7 protein-coding genes are annotated in these 17,354 nt (G+C 75.6%); 1 reads left to right on the forward strand and 6 read right to left on the reverse strand.

Features of this window, described 5'->3' with window-relative positions; genetic code table 11:
* Positions 1 to 52: 52 nt before the first annotated feature.
* Entirely contained in the window at positions 53 to 2,872 is a 2,820-nt protein-coding gene (locus ACGF5G_RS13995) for a condensation domain-containing protein (protein WP_393262559.1), read from the forward strand.
* A 19-nt stretch (positions 2,873 to 2,891) separates the two neighbouring features.
* Here ACGF5G_RS13995 and ACGF5G_RS14000 read toward each other — a convergent pair whose 3' ends face one another.
* From ACGF5G_RS14000 to ACGF5G_RS14025, 6 genes are read right to left on the reverse strand one after another with little or no spacing between them, the layout of a single operon-like run.
* Positions 2,892 to 4,907, reverse strand: coding sequence for an amino acid adenylation domain-containing protein (locus ACGF5G_RS14000; protein ID WP_393262562.1), 2,016 nt, complete (start codon positions 4,905 to 4,907; stop codon positions 2,892 to 2,894).
* The gene (locus ACGF5G_RS14005) at positions 4,904 to 7,819 is read right to left on the reverse strand and encodes a beta-ketoacyl synthase N-terminal-like domain-containing protein (RefSeq protein ID WP_393262564.1); all 2,916 of its coding nucleotides are present in this window, start codon (positions 7,817 to 7,819) and stop codon (positions 4,904 to 4,906) included. Before ACGF5G_RS14005 ends, ACGF5G_RS14000 begins: the two co-directional genes overlap by 4 nt.
* Positions 7,816 to 11,373 (reverse strand): amino acid adenylation domain-containing protein, encoded by a 3,558-nt coding sequence (locus ACGF5G_RS14010; protein WP_393262567.1) that lies wholly within the window; start codon positions 11,371 to 11,373, stop codon positions 7,816 to 7,818. The genes ACGF5G_RS14005 and ACGF5G_RS14010 overlap by 4 nt, the downstream gene beginning before the upstream one ends.
* A complete protein-coding gene (locus ACGF5G_RS14015) occupies positions 11,373 to 11,639 on the reverse strand; it encodes a phosphopantetheine-binding protein (protein WP_393262570.1) in 267 nt (88 codons plus the stop codon). The genes ACGF5G_RS14010 and ACGF5G_RS14015 overlap by 1 nt, the downstream gene beginning before the upstream one ends.
* Positions 11,639 to 13,909 carry a beta-ketoacyl synthase N-terminal-like domain-containing protein gene (locus ACGF5G_RS14020; RefSeq protein WP_393262572.1) on the reverse strand — a complete coding sequence of 757 codons (2,271 nt, stop codon included), beginning with the start codon at positions 13,907 to 13,909 and terminating at the stop codon, positions 11,639 to 11,641. The genes ACGF5G_RS14015 and ACGF5G_RS14020 overlap by 1 nt, the downstream gene beginning before the upstream one ends.
* Complete coding sequence (locus ACGF5G_RS14025) at positions 13,902 to 17,123, reverse strand: amino acid adenylation domain-containing protein (RefSeq protein ID WP_393262574.1); 3,222 nt, start codon at positions 17,121 to 17,123, stop codon at positions 13,902 to 13,904. The genes ACGF5G_RS14020 and ACGF5G_RS14025 overlap by 8 nt, the downstream gene beginning before the upstream one ends.
* Between the last annotated feature and the right edge of the window lie 231 nt (positions 17,124 to 17,354).

Consider the following 17,354-nt stretch of genomic DNA (forward strand, 5'->3'; position numbering starts at 1 on the left):
GACAAGATGATCGAGCGATCCGGAACCGGAACGGACCGTCGTACGGTCGGGAATGCGATTCACCGACATGGTCGTGCCCGCCGAGTGGGCGTCGGAGACCCTCGTGCACGCCGAGTTCACCGGCGCCGGGGCCGGAACGGCACCGCTGACCTGGGCCCAGCAGGTGCTGTGGCGGGCGCTCACCCGGTTCGGATCCAACCACCGCTTCCTCAACCTGCGGCGCACCGTGGCGGTCTCCGCGCGGGCCGGCGCGGACGTGGCCGCCGCGGCCCGCGCGGTGGGTGAGCTGGTCGGCCGGCACTCCGCGCTGCGTACCAGGCTGCGGGTGAGCGACGGCGAGCCACGCCAGGAGACGGCGGCGGCCGGGGTGCTGCCGCTGCTGGTGTACGCCGGCGCCGACGACGGGTCCGGGGCCGCCGGGGTGGCCGCCGGCCGCCTCGGCGACGTCGCGTTCGACCACGCCGAGGAGTGGCCGCTGCGGGTCGCGCTGGTCACGGTGGACGACCGGGTACGGCAGATCGTGGTGGTGTTCAGCCACACCACCGTGGACGCGCACGCCGCCGAGGTGGTGCTGCGCGACCTGCGGCTGATCCTGCTCCGGGGCCCCCTGCCCACGCCGCCCGGCCCGCAGTCGGCGGACGTGGGCCGCCGCCAGCACGGGGCCGACCGGCGCCGCTCGGAGCGGGCCGTGGCGCACTGGCTGCGGGAGTTCCAGCGCCTGCCCCGCCGGCCGCTGACCCCGACCGGGCCGGGGCTCGACCCTCCGCTGCGCCGGGGCGTGCTGGTCTCCTCCGCCATCGACACCGCCGCCCGGCTGATCGCCGCCCGGCAGCGGGTCAGCGTGTCGGCGGTGCTGCTGGCCGGGTACACGGCGATGGCCGCCCGCGATTCGGGGCGCGAGCTGTGCGGCCTGTTCCCGATGGCCCACAACCGGTTCCGCGTCGAGTACGCCGACGCGGTCGCCAACCTCGGCCAGATCGGCTTCTGCGTGGTGGACCTGTCCGGGCGTCCCGACTTCGGCGAGCTGGTGTCCCGGGTCTGGACCGCGTCCCTGGACGGCCTGCGGCACGCCTACTACGAACCGCCCGCGCTGCGCCGCGCCTTCGAGGCCCAGGGCGTCGACCTCGACTCGGCGTTCCTGCCGTACCACTACTTCAACGACGTCCGACTGGCCACCGGCGGTGCCGAGCCGGCGCCCCGGGTGACCCCCGGCGAGCTACGGGCCGCCGTGGAGCGCAGCACCTTCTCCTGGACCGCCGGCCTCCAGCAGGCGGCCTGGCACCTGCTGGCCCACGTGGTCGACGAGCCGGCCGGGGTCGGCGTCACGCTCACCGCCGACACCCGCCACCTTCCGATGGACGCCGCCGAGCCGTTCCTGCGTGGGCTGGAGGAGCTGCTGGTCGAGGCGGCCTTCGCGGCGGTGCCGTGGCCGTGGTCGTCCGTCCGCGCCGGGCTCCCGGCCGCCGCCGGGCCGGTCACCCCCGACGCCACGGGCACCGAGCAGGTGGCGTACGCGTCGTTCCACGGCGGACGCGCCGCGAGTGCGCCGCTGACCTGGGGGCAACGCGCGATGTGGCGCACCGTCGAGGAGTTCGACTCCCCCGCCGCCTACCGGGTGCTGGCCCTCCCCCGCACCCTGACGGTCCCCGCACGGGCCGACCTCACCGTGCCCCGGGCGCTGGACGCCGTCGGCGCGCTGGTCGCCCGGCACGAGTCGCTGCGTACCCGGTTCCGCCTCCGGGACCGGGAGCTGCACCAGGAGGCGGCGGCGACGGGCCGGCTGCCGGTCCTCGTCCACGCCGTGGCCCGACCGGCCGACGACCCCAACGGCCGGCGTGCCGCGGCTGCCCTGACCGCCCGGCTGGGCGAGCCGCGCTTCGACCACGTCGCCGAGTGGCCGCTGCGCGTCGCGCTGGTCACGGTCGACGACCGGGTACGGCAGATCGTCGCGGTGTTCAGCCACGCCGTCGTGGACCTGCACGCCGCCGACACCGTGCTGCGTGACCTGCGGGCGCTCCTGCTGCGCGGCGCGCTGGACACGCCGCCCGGTCTTCAGTCGCTGGACCTCGCCGAGCGGGAACGCCGCGTCGGGACAGGGCGCTCGCAGCGGGCCGTGGCGTACTGGGTCCGGCAGTTGGACGGCCTCACCGGGAGCCTGTCCGACCCGGACCCGTCCGCGGCGGCGGCCCGCCACCTGCGCGGTTCGCTGGTGTCCCCGGCGCTGCACCACGCGACCGGGCTGGTGGCGGCCCGCCACGGGGTCAGCACCTCCGACGCCCTGCTGGCGGCGACCGCCGCCGTGCTGGACGCGGGCAGCGGGCGGGGCGCCTGCGGAATCGTCGTCATGGCCAACAACCGCTTCCAACCCGACCACGACCGCGCCGTCGGCACCCTGAACCAGATCGGGTTCTGCCGGGTGGACCTGGCCGACCGGCCCGGCTTCGCCGAGCTGCTGTCCCGTACGCGACGCTCGGCCCTGGACGCCTACCGGCACGCCTACTACGACCCGACGGCGTGGGAGCAGGCGGTCACCGAGCTGGGCCACGACCACCGGACCTTCCTGGCCCCGTTCTGCTACCTCAACGACGCCCGCCTGTCGCGCCCCGCCCGACCCTCGACGGCCGGCCCGGACGAGGCCGACCTGCGGGCCATGCTGACCCGAAGCACCGTCCGGTGGCTGCCGGACCTGGCGCAGTTCCCGTGGCGGTGCCGCCTCCAGGTGCGCGACGCGCCCGGCGCGGTCGAGCTGATCGTCACCGCCGACACCCGGTACCTCCCGCCCGGGCGGGCCGAGGGGTTGCTGCGCGGCGTCGAGGCGCTGCTGGTCGAGGCGGCCGTCGACGACACGGCGCACATCGCCGCCGCGCGTTGAGTGGCGGTACGTGCCTCGGTCATGGACTCCCGACTTTCGACAGTTCGGCGGCGACGTCGGCGGTCGCGACGCGCCGGCGGACCCGGGCCGGCGGGGCGGGCAGGGCACGCCGGTCGACCTTGCCGTTCGCGGTCGCGGGCAGCTCCGGCAGGACCACGTACCGCAGGGGCACCATGTAGTCGGGCAGCTGCTGCGCCATGAAGGCGCGCAGCGCGCGTTCGGCCACCCGCTGCGGGTCGGCGTCGCGTTCGGTCACCACGTACGCCACGAGGGTCGCCGCGGCGCCCAGGTCGTCGCGCAGCAGCACGACGCTGTTGGCGACGAGCGGGTGCCGGTTGAGCACCGACTCGATCTCGCCGAGCTCCACCCGCTGCCCGCGGACCTTCACCTGGGTGTCGATGCGCCCGCCGTAGTGCAGGTGCCCGTCCGTCGACCACCAGGCCAGGTCGCCGGTGCGGTACACCCGCTGCGGCCGGCCGGCGACATCCGTCTCGACGAACCGCTCCGCGGTCAGGTCGGGCCGCCCGGCGTACCCCCGGGCCAGGCAGTCCCCGCCGAGGACCAGTTCCCCGGGCTGGCCCAGCGGGGCGAGCGCGCCGCGCTCGTCGAGGACGTACGCGGCGACGTTCGTGATCGGCCGGCCGATGGGGACGGTGTCGTCCGGTTCGGGCCGGCGGCACGGCCAGGCGGTGACGTCGATGGCGGCCTCGGTGGGCCCGTACAGGTTGTGCACCTCGACCTGCTGCAGGACGGTGGTGAGCTTGTTGACCAGCTTCGGCGGCAGCGCCTCCCCGCTGCAGACGACCCGGCGCAGTCCGGTGCAGCGGCCCAGGCCGGCCTCCTCGACGAAGAGGGCGAGCATGGAGGGCACGAAGTGCACCGTGGTCACCGACTCGCGGGCGATGACGTCGACCATCTCCTGCGGGTCGCGGTGCGCCTGCGCCTCGGCCGTGACCAGTGTCGCGCCGGCCATGAACGCCCACAGCAGCTCCCACACCGACACGTCGAAGGTGTACGGCGTCTTCTGCAGCACCACGTCGCCGGGGCCGATGCGGTACTCGTCCTGCATCCACACCAGCCGGTTGGCCAGCGACAGGTGCGTCATCTGCACGCCCTTGGGCGCCCCCGTCGAGCCGGAGGTGAAGATGACGTACGACAGACCCCGCACCACCTCCTCGGGGGCCCGGTAGCCGCGCCAGTCGACCGGCGCGGCGGGCAGGTCACCGCCCGTCAGCGGCCGTACGGGCACGGACGGCTCGCCGCCAGAGCCCAGCGCGGCCCGCCCCGCGTCGTCGGCCAGCACCAGCGCGGCATCGGCCGCGCGGAGCATGAGGTCCAGCCGAGGGCGCGGGTGGGACGGATCCAGCGGCAGGTACGCCCCGCCCGCCAGCAGGACGCCGAGCACCGCGACCACCATCTCGGGGCTCCGCTCGGTGCACAGCCCGACGACCGACCCGGGTCCCACACCCTCGGCGCGCAGCCGCCCGGCCAGCGCCGCCGCCTCGTCCAGGAACTCGCGGTAGGTGCGGTCCCGTCCGCCGCCGCGCAGCGCGACGGCATCCGGGGTGAGCGCCGCCTGGCGGCAGATCGTCTCGTGCACCGGCGTGCGGGGCGCGGGGACCGGCGCGGGGTTGAAGCCGAGCAGCGTCGCGCGCTCCGCCGGGCCGACCAGCGCGGCCTCCCGGACCGGCCGGTCCGGATGGGCGGCGAGCCAGGCGTGCAGGGTGTCCAGGCGCTCCTGCAGGTACGCGGGATCGCCGTGATGCCGGGCGAACCGGACCGGCACCCCGGCCAGGACCGCCGGCACCCCGGGGCCACCCGTGGTGGGCTCTGCCAGCACGACGTCCGCGGACGCCGGCTCCTGCTGCCGGCGGCGCGTCTGCTCGCGTACCTCCGTGAGGGTGTTGTCCGGGTAGACGCGCACCAGGACGTCGCCCCGCGGGCCGTGCACGGCGACCGACGTCGCGGCCGAAAGGCGGTGGCAGAGCACGGCCGCCACCGCCGCGACCAGGTCCAGATCGTCGTGGCCGCTCATATCGTCACCAGCCCGGCCAGCGTGCGCGGCGTGGGGTCGGCGGAGAGCACCTCGACCGGGATACGCACCCCGAACCTGCGCTGCACCTGCGTGATCATGCGGATGAACAGCAGCGATTCACCACCCAGCACGAAGAAGTTCGCGTCCGGGTCAATGTCGGGAGTGCCGAGCATCCTGCCCCACAGCTCCATGATCTCGTTCACCACCTCGGTCTCTCCGGCGCCGGCGGCGGGCTGCTCCGGTTCGGCGATGTCGGCGGCCGGCGCCGCTGGTACGGGGTCGAGCCAGTGTCGGGTGCGGGCGAACGGGTACGTGGGCAGCGCGACCCGCCGCGCGCTGCTCTCGCCCCGCACCGCGGTCCAGTCCACGGCCGCTCCGGCGGTCCACAGCCCGCCGAGTCCGGCGAGCACGTCACCGGCGTCGACCTGCGCCCTCGGCCGGGGTTGCAGGGCGAACGTGGGCACCCGCCCCCGGTCCTGCGTCCGCCGCGAAGAGCCCGAGCCCGCCGTCGTCTGCCGGGCCATGCCGGTCAGGGCGGTGCCCGGCCCGACCTCGACCAGGACCGGGTCGGGCAGGTCCAGCGCGGTCAGCAGCGCGTCGTGGTAGCGCACCGGGCTGCGCAGCTGCGCGGCCCAGTAGCCCTCGGCGCGGGGCAGCCCCCTGCCGAGCAGTACGCCGTCGATGCTGCTGACGACCGGGACGGTGCGGGGTCGCTGGGCGATGCGGTCCGCCTCGGCGCCGAGCAGTCGTGCCGCGTCGGCCATCATCCGCGAGTGGAAGGCGCGCTGCGCGGGCATCGCCCGGCAGTGCACCTCGGCCGTGGCCAGGCGCTCCCGCAACTCGGCGAGCTGCGCCACCGGCCCGGCCAGCACGGTGAACTCGGGGGCGTTGTACGCGGCCACGTCGAGGCCGTCCAGACCCACCAGGTGCTCCTCCACGGTGGACGGCGGCGCGAGCACGGCCAGCATGCCGCCCTCGGGCGCGTCCTGCATCAGCCTGCCGCGGGTCGCGACCAGGCGCAGCATGTCGTCGGCGGCCATCTCGCCGGCCAGCGCCGCGGCGGCGAACTCGCCGATCGAGTGGCCGATCAACGCCGCCGGGCGGACGCCCCACGACACCAGCAGACTGCCGAGGGCGAGTTCGTGCAGCGCCAGCGCGGGCTGGGTGACGTCGGTGCGGTGCACGATCCCCTGCGGGTCGTCGTCGACCAGCACGTCGCGCAGGTCCAGCCCCAGGACCGGGGCCAGCAGCGCCGCCCCGTGGTCGAGGTCGGCGCGGAAGGAGGGGTAGCGGTCGTAGAGGCCCCGCGACATGGCGGGGAACTCCGCGCCCTGGCCGGGAAACAGGAACACCACGCTGGGCCGGCGCGCCGCCTCGCGGACCGGCGCCTTGGGCAGCCGGGTCAGCGCCGCAGGGACGTCCCGCGCGGCGACCGCGAGCCGGTGCGGGAAGTGCCTGCGGTACGTCTGCGACGTCAGCGCGACATCGCCGACGGCCAGATCGGGGCGTTGCCGCAGGTGCTCGCCGAGCTGCTCGGCGGCCTCGCGGACCGCCTCCGGGCTGCGCCCGGACAGCACGATCAGCTCGGTGCGACCGTCGACCACGGCGGGACCGGGCGTGACCGGCCCGTCGGCCTCCTCCAGCACCACGTGGGCGTTGGTGCCGCCGAGGCCGAAGGAGCTGACCGCCGCCCGGCGCGGGCCGCCGGCGGAGTCCCACTGCCGGGCCACGCTGTCCACGGTGAACGGGGACGACCCGTCGAGCAGTTCGGGGCGGGCCTGCTTGAGGCCGGCCAGCGGCGGGATCTGCCGGAAGTGCAGCGCCAGCGCGGCCTTGATGAGCCCGGTGACGCCGGCGGCCGCGTCGAGGTGGCCGACGTTGGCCTTGACCGAGCCGATCGAGCACGGCTGCTCGCCGCGCCGGAACACCTCGGTCAACGCCGCCAGCTCGATCGCGTCGCCGACCTCGGTGGCGGTGCCGTGCGCCTCGAGGTAGCCGACGGTCGCGGGGTCGACGCCGGCGGCGGCGTACGCGCGCGTCAGCACGTCGATCTGTCCGGCGATGCCGGGCGCGGTGTAGCCGACCTTCATGCCGCCGTCGTTGTTCACCGCCGAGCCCTTGATCAGGGCGTACACGGTGTCCCCGTCGCGGCGGGCGTCCTCGGCGCGTTTGAGCGCCACCATGGCGACGCCGTTGCCGGGGACGGTCCCGTCGGCCGAGGCGTCGAAGGGCCGGCACGTGCCGTCGGGCGACATGATCCCTTTCGTCTCGTAGAGGTAGCCGGCCTGCTGCGGCACGGCCACGCAGGCGCCGCCGGCGAGCGCGACGTCCGAGTCGCCGGTGCGCAGGCTCTGGCACGCCAGGTGCACCGCCACCAGCGACGTCGAGCAGGCGGTCTGCACGGTGACCGCGGGGCCGCCCAGGTCCAGCCGGTACGCGACCTTCGCGGCCAGGTGGTCCTTCTCGTTGCCCAGCACCACCGACAGCAGCCCCTGCGTCTCGACCAGGCCGGGCTGCGCGAACACGTGGTGCAGCGCGTAGTAGTTGAACCCGGCCCCGGCGAACACGCCGACTCGGCCGAAGGGCTCCCGGGTGGCCAGGCCGGCCGACTCCAGCGTGGCCCACGCCGTCTGCATCAGCAGCCGGTGCTGCGGATCCATGGTCTCGGCCTCCCGCGGCGTGATGCCGAAGAAGGCGGCGTCGAACAGGTCCGGGTCGGCCAGCACGCCGCGCGCCGGCACGTACGCCGGGTCGTCGAGCCGGTCGGCGGGCACGCCGGCGGCCAGCAGCTCGCCGCGGGTCAGCTCGCTGATCGTGATCTTCCCGGCGGCCACGTTGGACCAGTACTCCCAGACGTCGGCGGCGCCGGGGAACCGGCCCGCCATGCCTACGATCGCGATGTCGCCGTTCATGATGATGCGCCTGCTCCTTCGGTCTGTGCGTGCAGATGCCGGGCCAGCGTCTGGACGGTCGGGAAGCGGTAGAGGTCGGTCAGCGCGACGGTCCGGCCGGCCAGCCGCTCCTGGAGCAGCCGGCGCACGATGGCGAGCCGCAGCGACTCCCCGCCGACGTCGAAGAACGCCTCGTCGACGTCGAAGTCGTCGGTGCCCAGCGCCTCCACCCAGGCCCCCGTCACCAGCTCCTCGAACTCGGCGAGCGACGCGGAGCGCTGGGCGGGAACCCGCGCCGGCTGCCCGGCCCTCGCGGCGGCGGTCGCCTGGTCGCTCGCCGTCGCGGCGGCGGGCACTGCGGCAACGGCGGACGTCGCGGCGGCGGCGGGCTGCGGCACCGCGGCCAGCGCGCCCAGGGCACGGAGGTCGACCTTGCCGTTGCGGTCGAGCGGGAACTCGGCCACGGTCACCCACTGCTGCGGCCGGGCGTAGGGGGCCAGCTCGGCCTCCACCGCGCGGCGCACGTCGGCCACGACAAGGCCGTCGGGCGCGGGCTTCAGCGCGGCGCACAGGCGTACGCCCGTCACCGGGTCGCCGGTGGTGAACACCACCGCGTCCAGAACGCCGGGCTGCGCCCGCAGCCGGCGCTCGACGTCGACCAGTTCCACCCGGTGCCCGGCGATCTTCACCTGGCGGTCGTTGCGGCCCAGGAAGCGCAGTTGCCCGTCCGCGCCCCAGCGCACCAGGTCCCCGGTGCGGTACAGGCGCACTCCCAGGCCCGCGTGCCGCACGAAGGACGCGTCGGTGCGCACGGGGTCGTTGAGGTAGCCGTCGGCGAGCCCGCCGCCCGCCGCCCACAGTTCGCCGATCGCGCCCGGCGGCACGAGGCGCCCCGACGGGTCGACGACGTACAGGTCGGTGCCGTGCACCGCCGCGCCGATCGGCAGCGGGTCGGGCGTCGCGTCGGCGTGCTCGACCGAGTACGTCGTGGTGAACGTGGTGTTCTCGGTGGGGCCGTAGCCGTTGGTGAGCCGCAGCCCCGGGCAGGCCCGCAGCACCCGGCGCACGTGCGCCGGGGAGACCACGCCGCCGCCGGTGAACAGCTGCCGCAGCCCGGCGAACGCGTCCGGGCGGTGGTCGGCGACCAGGTGGAACACGCCCGAGGTGAGCCAGGCGTGGGTGATCCCGGCGGTGGGCAGGAACTCGGCCAGGCCGCTCGGCGTCGGTTCGCCGGGTGGGAACACGACCACGGTGTCGCCGTTGGCGAGCGGCACCAGCAGCTCCAGCGTGGACGCGTCGAACGCCAGCGGGGACAGCCGCATCATCCGCATGCCCGCCCGGTCGGCGAACAGCCGCGGGTCGTCGGCCAGCCGCAGCACGGCCCGGTGCGGCACGACCACCCCCTTGGGCACGCCCGTGGAGCCCGAGGTGAAGGAGACGTACGCAATCCGCGCCGGGTCGGCCGGCGCCGCCTCGACCGGGCCGTCGTCGGACCGCGCGGGGTCGGCCGGCGCCGAGTTGGCCCAGCCCGGCGCACCCCCGCGCGCCTCGACCGGGCCCTCTCCCGGCTGCGCCGAGGCGTCCAGACGGGCGAGTGGGCAGTCGGCCGCGCCCGACCACTCCGGGCCGGGCGCGCCCGCGCCGAGGCGGGCCCGCGGCGCGACGGCTGCGGCCAGGTGCGCCCGCCACTCGCCGGTGGCGTGCTGGTCGACCGCGACGTAGTGCGCGCCCAGCCGCAGCACGCCCAGCACCGCGACCGCCTCGGCCGCCGAGCGCGGCACCTCCAGGATCACCGCGTCGCCGGCGCGCACGCCGTGCGCGTGCAGCAGCCGCGCCTGCGCGACCGCGTGGTCGTGCAGTTCGCGGTAGGTCAGCGTGAGCCCGGCGTGCGGGTCGACCAGCGCGATCCGCTCGCCCGCAACCTCCGCGTGGGCCGCGAACCGGCTCCACACGTCGTCGGCGGTGTCGTGCGGCCCGCCCGCGCCCAGCGACCGCAGCCGGGCGTGCTGCCCCGCCGACAGGGTCGTGAGATCGCGCAGGGCCGCGTCCGGGTCGGCGGCCATCTGCCGCAGCGCCGCCTGGAACGACTCGGCCAGCTCCCCGGCGTCGGCGGCGGTGAGCGCCGACGTGGCGTACTCCAGGGCGAAGCGGGGGCGGTCGGACCACGACTGGAGGTAGAGCAGCGCGTCGAAGACCGCGCCGTGGCAGTGGCCCTCGTGCACCCGCCAGGTGCGCCCGCCCGCGACCAGTTCGTCGGGCACCAGCTCGTGGTGGGCGGCGAAGCCGAGCTGCGCGAGCGGGTTGCGGCCCGGGTCGGTGGTGACGCCGAGCCCGGAGACGACCCGTTCGAACGGCACGTCGGCGTCGGCGGCCGCCTCGGCCATCGCGCCGGCCACGCCGCGTACGTGGTCGCGCACGCTGACGTCGTCGGGCGCGGCGCAGCGCACCGGGACGGCCCGGGTGCACAGGCCCACGACGGCGTCCATGCCCGCCTCGAACCGGCCCGCCGCCGGCACCCCGAGCACCAGGTCGGTCAGGCCGGCGCGGCGGGACGCGGCCAGCGCCCACGCCGCCATGGCCACCGACGTCACCGTCACCCGGCAGTGCCGGGCCAGCTCGGTCGCGGCCCGCGCCGCCTCGGCGTCGAGGTGGAAGTGCAGGCGCGCGCCGCGTCCGTCGGCCTCGACGACGGGCGGCAGGTCGGTGGGCAGCGCCACCGTCCACGGCGCGCCGTCCAACCGGGCCGCGATCCGGGCCAGCGCCTCGTCCACCGCCCCGGCCTTCTCCCGCGCGGCGAGCCGCGAACCGATCCAGTCGGGCGACGGCGCGGGGCCCGCCGGACCGGCGCCGGCGTAGAGCTCGGCGAACTCGCGCCAGAGCACGCCGATGCTCCAGCCGTCGCTGATCGTGTGGTGCACCAGCATGGTGAGCAGGTCCCGCTGCCCGGCACGGGTCAGCACGAAGACGACCGGCGGCTGCTCGAAGGGGCGCAGCAACTGCGCGGCCGACCGGCCGTAGAGGTCGTGCACGGCGCGTACCGGGTCGTCGCCGGGCAGCGTCTGGTGCAGCAGCCGGGGCTCGTACGGCGCGGGCAGCACGATCCGGGCCTGGCGTGGGTCGCGGACGAAGCGGGTGCGCAGCGCCTCGTGGCGGGTCGTCAGCTCGCGCAGCGCCGCGCGGGTCCGGGCCGCGTCGAGCGGCCCGTCCGCCTCGAGGGTGAACATCAGGTGGTACGGCGCGTCCTGGTCGAGCAGGTGCGCGGCCAGCATGGACCGCTGGCCGGGCAGCAGCTCCAGCTCGGCGGGCCGCTGGGCGGCCGGCGGCGGCGCGGTGTCCACGTGGTCCACCGCGCCGGCCAGTGCCTGCGCCAGCGGCAGCGCCGACAGCAGCCGGGCGCTCTCCACGTGCGCGCGCAGCTCGCGCTGGCCGAGCGAGACCAGCGCGATGGCCTGCAGCGAGGTGCCGCCCAGGCCGACGAACGACTCGGTGGCCGCCGCGTCCCGGAGGTGTTCGGGGGTGAGGCCGAGCACCTGCGCGGCGAGCGGCGCCCAGGCGGTGAGGTCGGGGGTGGCCATCAGACGCTCTCCGCCACGGGCCTGTCCAGCGGCACCTGGCCGGCGATGTCGCGCAGGTCGGCGAAGCGGGGGTTCTCCAGCACGTGGCCGAACATCACCGCGAGGTTGAGTTCCTGGCGGATCAGGGTGCTCAGCCGCAGTGCGCTGAGCGAGTGGCCGCCGAGGTCGAAGAAGTCGTCCTCGTCGTCGACGGTGTCGACGCCGAGCACCTCCATCCACAGCTGTTCGAACTCGGCCACCCAGGTCCGGTCGGTTTCGTCGCGCATCAGTGGTGCCTCTCTGTGTCCAGTCGGGTCGCGGGGGCGTCCAGGTAGTGCCGGGTGGCCGCGAAGGGGTAGGTGGGGGCGGGCACGCGGCGCCGGCCGGTGTCGTGCGTGGGGTCCCAGGCGTCGACGACGCCCAGTTGCCACAGCGCGCCGACGGTCGCCAGCAGCCGGGCGTGCCGGTCGGCGGGCAGCGCGGGCTGCTCCGGGCCCAGGTGCGGGGTGACGCTCGTGCCGACCTCGATCCAGAGCACCTGGTCGAGGTCGGCGGGCAGCGTCGCCGGCGCGGGCGGTTCGGCCGCCTGCGCCCGCCAGTACGCGAGGTCGTCGTACTCGGTCAGCGGCTCTCCGCCGGAGGTGTGGACGGGCAGGTCGGGCGGGCCGAACCGGCTGCCGTCGACGTGGGCGCCGCGGATCAGCGCCAGCGCGTCCGCGACGGACATGATCCCGGCCACGACCGCGCAGGCCACCGCGCCGAGGCCGACGCCGGCCAGGGCGCGCGGTGCCACGCCCCGGCTGCGCAGCGACCGCGCCAGGCCGACGCAGGCCAGCAGCCGGGTGCAGCGCTCCCGGACGGCCTCGTCGAGGTCGCGCCCGCGCAGCAGCGCCACGCCCTCGTCGACGACCTGGCGGTACACCGGGTCGGCGTCGTAGTTGGGCCGGTTGCCGGTCAGCTCGCCGGCCCCGGTGAGGTGCAGCGCCACACCGCGCGCCCGCGCCTTGGCCACGACCTGCCGGACCGTCGGCGGCGAGGCGTGCGCTCCGGTCAGGAACGCGGCCCGCCACGGCAGCTCCGCCCGGCCGGTCCGCAACGTGTACGCGAGGTCGGCCAGCTCCCCGGGCGCGGTCCCGGCCACCCACGCGACAGCGCGGTCCAGGCTGTCCTGCGCCGCGGTGGCGGTCTTGGCGGAGACCACGACCAGCTCGGTGACGTGGCGGCGCGGCCGGGGCCGGGCGGCCGGGGCCTCCTCCAGCACGACGTGGGCGTTGGTGCCCCCGATGCCGAAGGCGCTGACCCCGGCCCGGCGTACGCCGTCGATCGGCGCCCACGGCCGGGCCGCCGCCGGCAACTCGAACACCGAACCGTCCAGCCGAACCGCCGGGTTGGGCGTGGCGAGGTGGGCGATCGGCGGGATCACGCGGTGCTTCAGCGCCAGCACCGTCTTGATCAGGCCGATCACCCCGGCCGCGGTGTCCAGGTGCCCGACGACCGACTTGGCCGCGCCGAGCGCGCACGGCGCCCGGTCGGGCCGGTCGCTGTCGAAGACCTGCCGCAGCGCCGCCACCTCGATCGGGTCGCCGAGCGCGGTGCCGGTGCCGTGGGTCTCGACCAGGCCGATGGTGTCCGGGTCGACGCCGGCCACGCTCAGCGCTGCCGAGATCACGCCGGCCTGGCCGGTGGGGCCGGGCGCGGTGAAGCCCGCCTTGCGGGCGCCGTCGTTGTTGACCGCGCAGCCGCGGATCACCGCGTGCACGGTGTCGCCGTCGCGCAGCGCGTCGACGAGTCGCTTGAGCACCACCACGCCCGCGCCGTCGCCGGGCACCGTGCCGTCGGCCGCGGCGTCGAAGGCCCGGCACCGGCCGTCGGCGGAGAAGATCCCACCGGGCTCGTGCAGGTGCCCGCGCCGGGTCGGCGGGGCCACCGTGGCGCCCCCGGCCAGCGCCAGGTCGGCGTCGTACGTCAGCAGGGCCTGCACCGCCTGGTGCACCGCGACCAGCGACGTCGAGCAGGCGGTCTGCAGCGTCAGCGCCGGGCCCTGCAGGTTCAGCTTGTACGCGATCCGGGTGCTGGCGAAGTCCTTGTCGCTGCCGATGATCAGCCCCAGGCCGCCGGCCGCCTCGACGGCGCGCTCGTCGGGCCACACGTTGTCGAGCAGGTAGACGTTCAGGCCGGTGCCGACGTACACCCCGATGCGGTTGCCGTCGGCGGCGACCGGCGGGTGGCCGGCGTGCTCCAGCGCGGCCCACGCGCACTCCAGCAGGATCCGCTGCTGCGGGTCCATCAGCGTGCTGTCCGACGGCGAGTAGCTGAACAGCCGGTGGTCGAAGCAGTCCGCGTCGCGCAGCACCGCCCGGGCGGGCACGAAGTCGGGCCGCTCCACCAGGTCCTTGGGCACGCCCCAGCCGACGAGCTGCTCGGCGGTGAAGAAGGTGACCGCGTCGATGCCGTTGACCACGTGGTGCCAGAACAGGTCCAGGTCGCGTTCGGCGCCCGGGACGCGGACGGCCATGCCGACCACGGCCACCGCCGCGCTGTCGTCGAACTCAGCCACGGCTGCCTCCCCGGCGGGCAGCGAGCAGGGCGCGGCCCTGGCGGCGCTGCGCGGCGTGCGCGTCGGCGACCACGGGGGTCGCCTGCTGCAGATGCGCGGCGCAGCCGGCGACCGTGCCGGCGCGGAACAGGTCCGTCACGGAGACCTCCAGGCCCTCCTCGGACAGCCGCTGCTGCAACGCGATCAGCGCGAAGCTGTGCCCGCCCAGGTCGAAGAAGTTGTCGTGCAGCCCGATGTCGCCCCGGCCGAGCACCTCGCCCCAGGCGGCCCGGATCCGCTCCTCCAACCCGGTGCCGGCGGTGTGCTCGCGGCGCGTCGCGGGTGCGGCGGCCGTGCGCGCGGCGCGGCTGTCGGCCAGCAGTCGGGCGGTGTCCACCTTGCCGTGCGCGGTGAGCGGGATCGCCGCGACGGCCAGGATCCGCGACGGCACCATGTACGCCGGCAGGATCGCCCGCACGTGGGCACGCAGCTCGCGTTCGGCGTCCGGGCCGACCTCGCCGACGACGAAGGCGACCAGTTGGTCGTTCTCGGCCGCGACGGCGCACGAGCGTACCGCCGGGTGGGTCAGGAACGCGCCCTCGACCTCGGCCAGCTCGACGCGGTAGCCGCGCAGCTGCACCTGGGTGTCGTTGCGGCCGAGGTACACCATGTTCCCGTCGACGCCCCACTTGACGACGTCGCCGGTCTTGTACATGACGCCCCCGCCGTACGGATCGGGCAGGAAGCGCGCCTCGGTCAGCTCCGGGTTGTCCACGTAGCCGTGCGCGACGAGCACGCCGCCGCAGTACAGCTCGCCGGGCACGTTGACACCGGTCGGCCGCAGGTCCTCGTCCAGGACGTAGCAGCGCCCCGACGGCAGCGGCACACCGATGTCGCCCTCCGTGACCCGGGCCAGCTCGCCGGTGGGCACCTCGACGATCGTGACGTGGATGGTGCCCTCGGTGATGCCGTACATGTTGACGAACACCGCGCGCATGCCCGGCGCGCCGGCGACCAGCGACGTGACCCGCGACCAGCTCAGCGCCTCGCCGCCGAGGACGACGTAGCGGATGCTGGAGACCTCGTCCGCGCCCAGCAGCCGCAGGTACGGGGGCAGCAGCCGGTAGAGCGCCCCCGGGGTCTGGAACACCACCGTGACGGCCTCGCGGCGCACCAACGCGGCGAGCCGCTCCCGGTCCACCAGGTCGGCCTGGTCGGCGATGACCAGCCGGCCGCCGGTGCTCAGCGCCCCCCACATCTCCCACACCGAGGCGTCGAACGAGAACGAGCTGGCGGCCAGCCACACGTCGTCGGCGGTGATGTCGAGGCCGGCGGGGGTGGGGCTGTTCAGCGCGTCCAGGCCGCCGTGGCCGACGATGACGCCCTTGGGCACGCCGGTGGAGCCCGAGGTGTAGATGATGTACGCCTGGTCGCCCGGCCCGGGGAACGTCTCGGCGACCACGGACGCCCCGTCGAGGGTGTGCGCGTCGGCCATTCGGATGTCGCGGCCCCGCGCCAACGCGGCGGCCGCGTCCGCGGTGCCGGCCTCCACCAGCATGATCGGCATGGCGGCGCTGGCCGTGATCAGTTCGAGGCGCTGCTGCGGATACTCCGGGTCCAGCGGCACGTAGACGCCGCCGAGCTTCCAGACGCCGAGGATCGCCGCGATGACCGCGGGCGAACGGCGCAGCAGCAGCCCGACCCGGTCGCCGCGCCGCACGCCCCGGTCGGCCAGGCCCGCCGCGATCCGCCCGGCCCAGCGGTCCAGTTCGGCGTAGGTGACCTCCACGTCCCGGTGGCGCACCGCCACGGCGTCCGGGGAGTTCGCCACGTGCCCGGCGAACCGACGCAGCACCGACGGGTGGTCGACGGGCTGCTCCGGGATCGGCGGGTTCACCCCGGCGGTCAGCAGCAGCCGCTCCGCCTCGTCCACCATGGACGGTTCGGCGTCCGGCTCGTCGACGACCGACCGGAGGAAGGCCAGGTAGTGCGTGAGCAGCGTCGCGACGGTCTCCGGGGTGAACAGCTCGGTGCTGTACTCGGCGCGCACGAACGGCGCGCCGGTGGACACGTCGAGGGTCAGCCCCAGGTCGAACTTGGTGACGTCGACCTCGACGTCGACCTCGGTCAGCTTCACCCCGTCGAACTCGGGGAACGCGAACGGGAAGTTCTGCACCGTCAGCGAGGTCTGGAACAGCGGCGCGTGGCTGAGCTGCCGCTCCCCCACGGTGGCCCGCACGATCTGCTCGAACGGCACGTCCTGGTTGGCGAACGCGGCCATGCTGGCCCTGCGGGCCCGCTCGACCAGCTCGGCGAAGCCCGGCCGGCCGGACACGTCGAGCCGGATCGGCAGCGTGTTGACGAGGCAGCCGACGATCCGCTCCTCGGCCTCGTCCATCCGGTTGGCCACCGGCACCCCGACCACCACCTCGTCCTGGCGCGCGTACCGCGACAGCACCGAGGCGTACGCGGCCAGCGTCACCGCGAACAGCGTCGCGCCCCGCGACCTGGCCCACGCGGTGAGCCGCTCGACCAGCTCGGGCTCGACGGGGCGCCGCAGCACCGCGCCGCGGGCGCTGAGCACGCTCGGCCGGGGGAAGTCGGTGGGCAGCGCGAGCTGCGGGACGTCCCGTAGCTCGGCGCGCCAGAAGTCCAGCCCGGAGCTGTCGCGCTCCCAGGACTCGCGTTGCCGCCGCGCGTACGCCAGGTAGGACTCCGCCGGTTCGGCGTACGCGGCGGCATCCGGGCCGGACACCGCGGCGTTGTACTCGGCGGCGAGGTCGCGCAGCAGCAGGCCCACCGACCAGCCGTCGCAGGCGATGTGGTGCACCAGCACGGCGAGGGTGTGCTCGTCGGGGCCCCAGGAGCGCAGGAAGGCGCGCAGCACCGGCCCGTCGCCGAGCCGGAACGGGCGCCGGGCCTGCTCGGCGACGAGGGCGTGCAGGAAGGTCTCCTGGGTGTCCCGGTCGGCCCGCCCACCCGCCTGGACGTCGATGTCCGCGTGCGGGGTGGCCGACACCCGCTGGGTGAGCACACCGTCGACCAGGGCGAACGTGGTGCGCAGCGCGTCGTGCCGGGCGACGACGCGGGTCAGCGCCCCGCGCAGCGCCTCGGGCTGTAGCGCGCCCTGCAGGTGGACCGCGAAGGCCACCACGTACGCCGGATTGCCGGGCTGGAGCTGGTTGAGGAAATAGAGCCGTTCCTGAGCGAAGGAAGCACGACCGGTACGAACCATGCATCGATCGTGGTCCGCCGGACGTCCCGCCCGGCAGAGCGACCTTCCCCGCCCCGCCAGGGAAAACCTCCCGGTCGGGTGCCGGACACCCCCACGCCGTCGCCGGACACGACTCGGCCCCCGGGTCCGGCGGGTCAACCGTCGGACCGGGGGCCGGTCAGGCAGGTCCCGACAGGACCGGCCGGCGGATGGTGGTCAGAGACGGTTCGACTGCTCGGGAGGTGCGGGCCC

Source organism: Micromonospora sp. NPDC047730, from assembly GCF_043204765.1.
In the GTDB taxonomy this organism is placed as follows: domain Bacteria; phylum Actinomycetota; class Actinomycetes; order Mycobacteriales; family Micromonosporaceae; genus Micromonospora.

Bases quoted from the DNA above. Each gene is read 5' to 3' on its own strand.
- ACGF5G_RS13995 (WP_393262559.1), top strand. From the start codon at position 53: ATGCGATTCACCGACATGGTCGTGCCCGCCGAGTGGGCGTCGGAGACC.
- ACGF5G_RS14000 (WP_393262562.1), bottom strand. From the start codon at position 4,907: ATGAGCGGCCACGACGATCTGGACCTGGTCGCGGCGGTGGCGGCCGTG.
- ACGF5G_RS14005 (WP_393262564.1), bottom strand. From the start codon at position 7,819: ATGAACGGCGACATCGCGATCGTAGGCATGGCGGGCCGGTTCCCCGGC.
- ACGF5G_RS14010 (WP_393262567.1), bottom strand. From the start codon at position 11,373: ATGGCCACCCCCGACCTCACCGCCTGGGCGCCGCTCGCCGCGCAGGTG.
- ACGF5G_RS14015 (WP_393262570.1), bottom strand. From the start codon at position 11,639: ATGCGCGACGAAACCGACCGGACCTGGGTGGCCGAGTTCGAACAGCTG.
- ACGF5G_RS14025 (WP_393262574.1), bottom strand. From the start codon at position 17,123: ATGGTTCGTACCGGTCGTGCTTCCTTCGCTCAGGAACGGCTCTATTTC.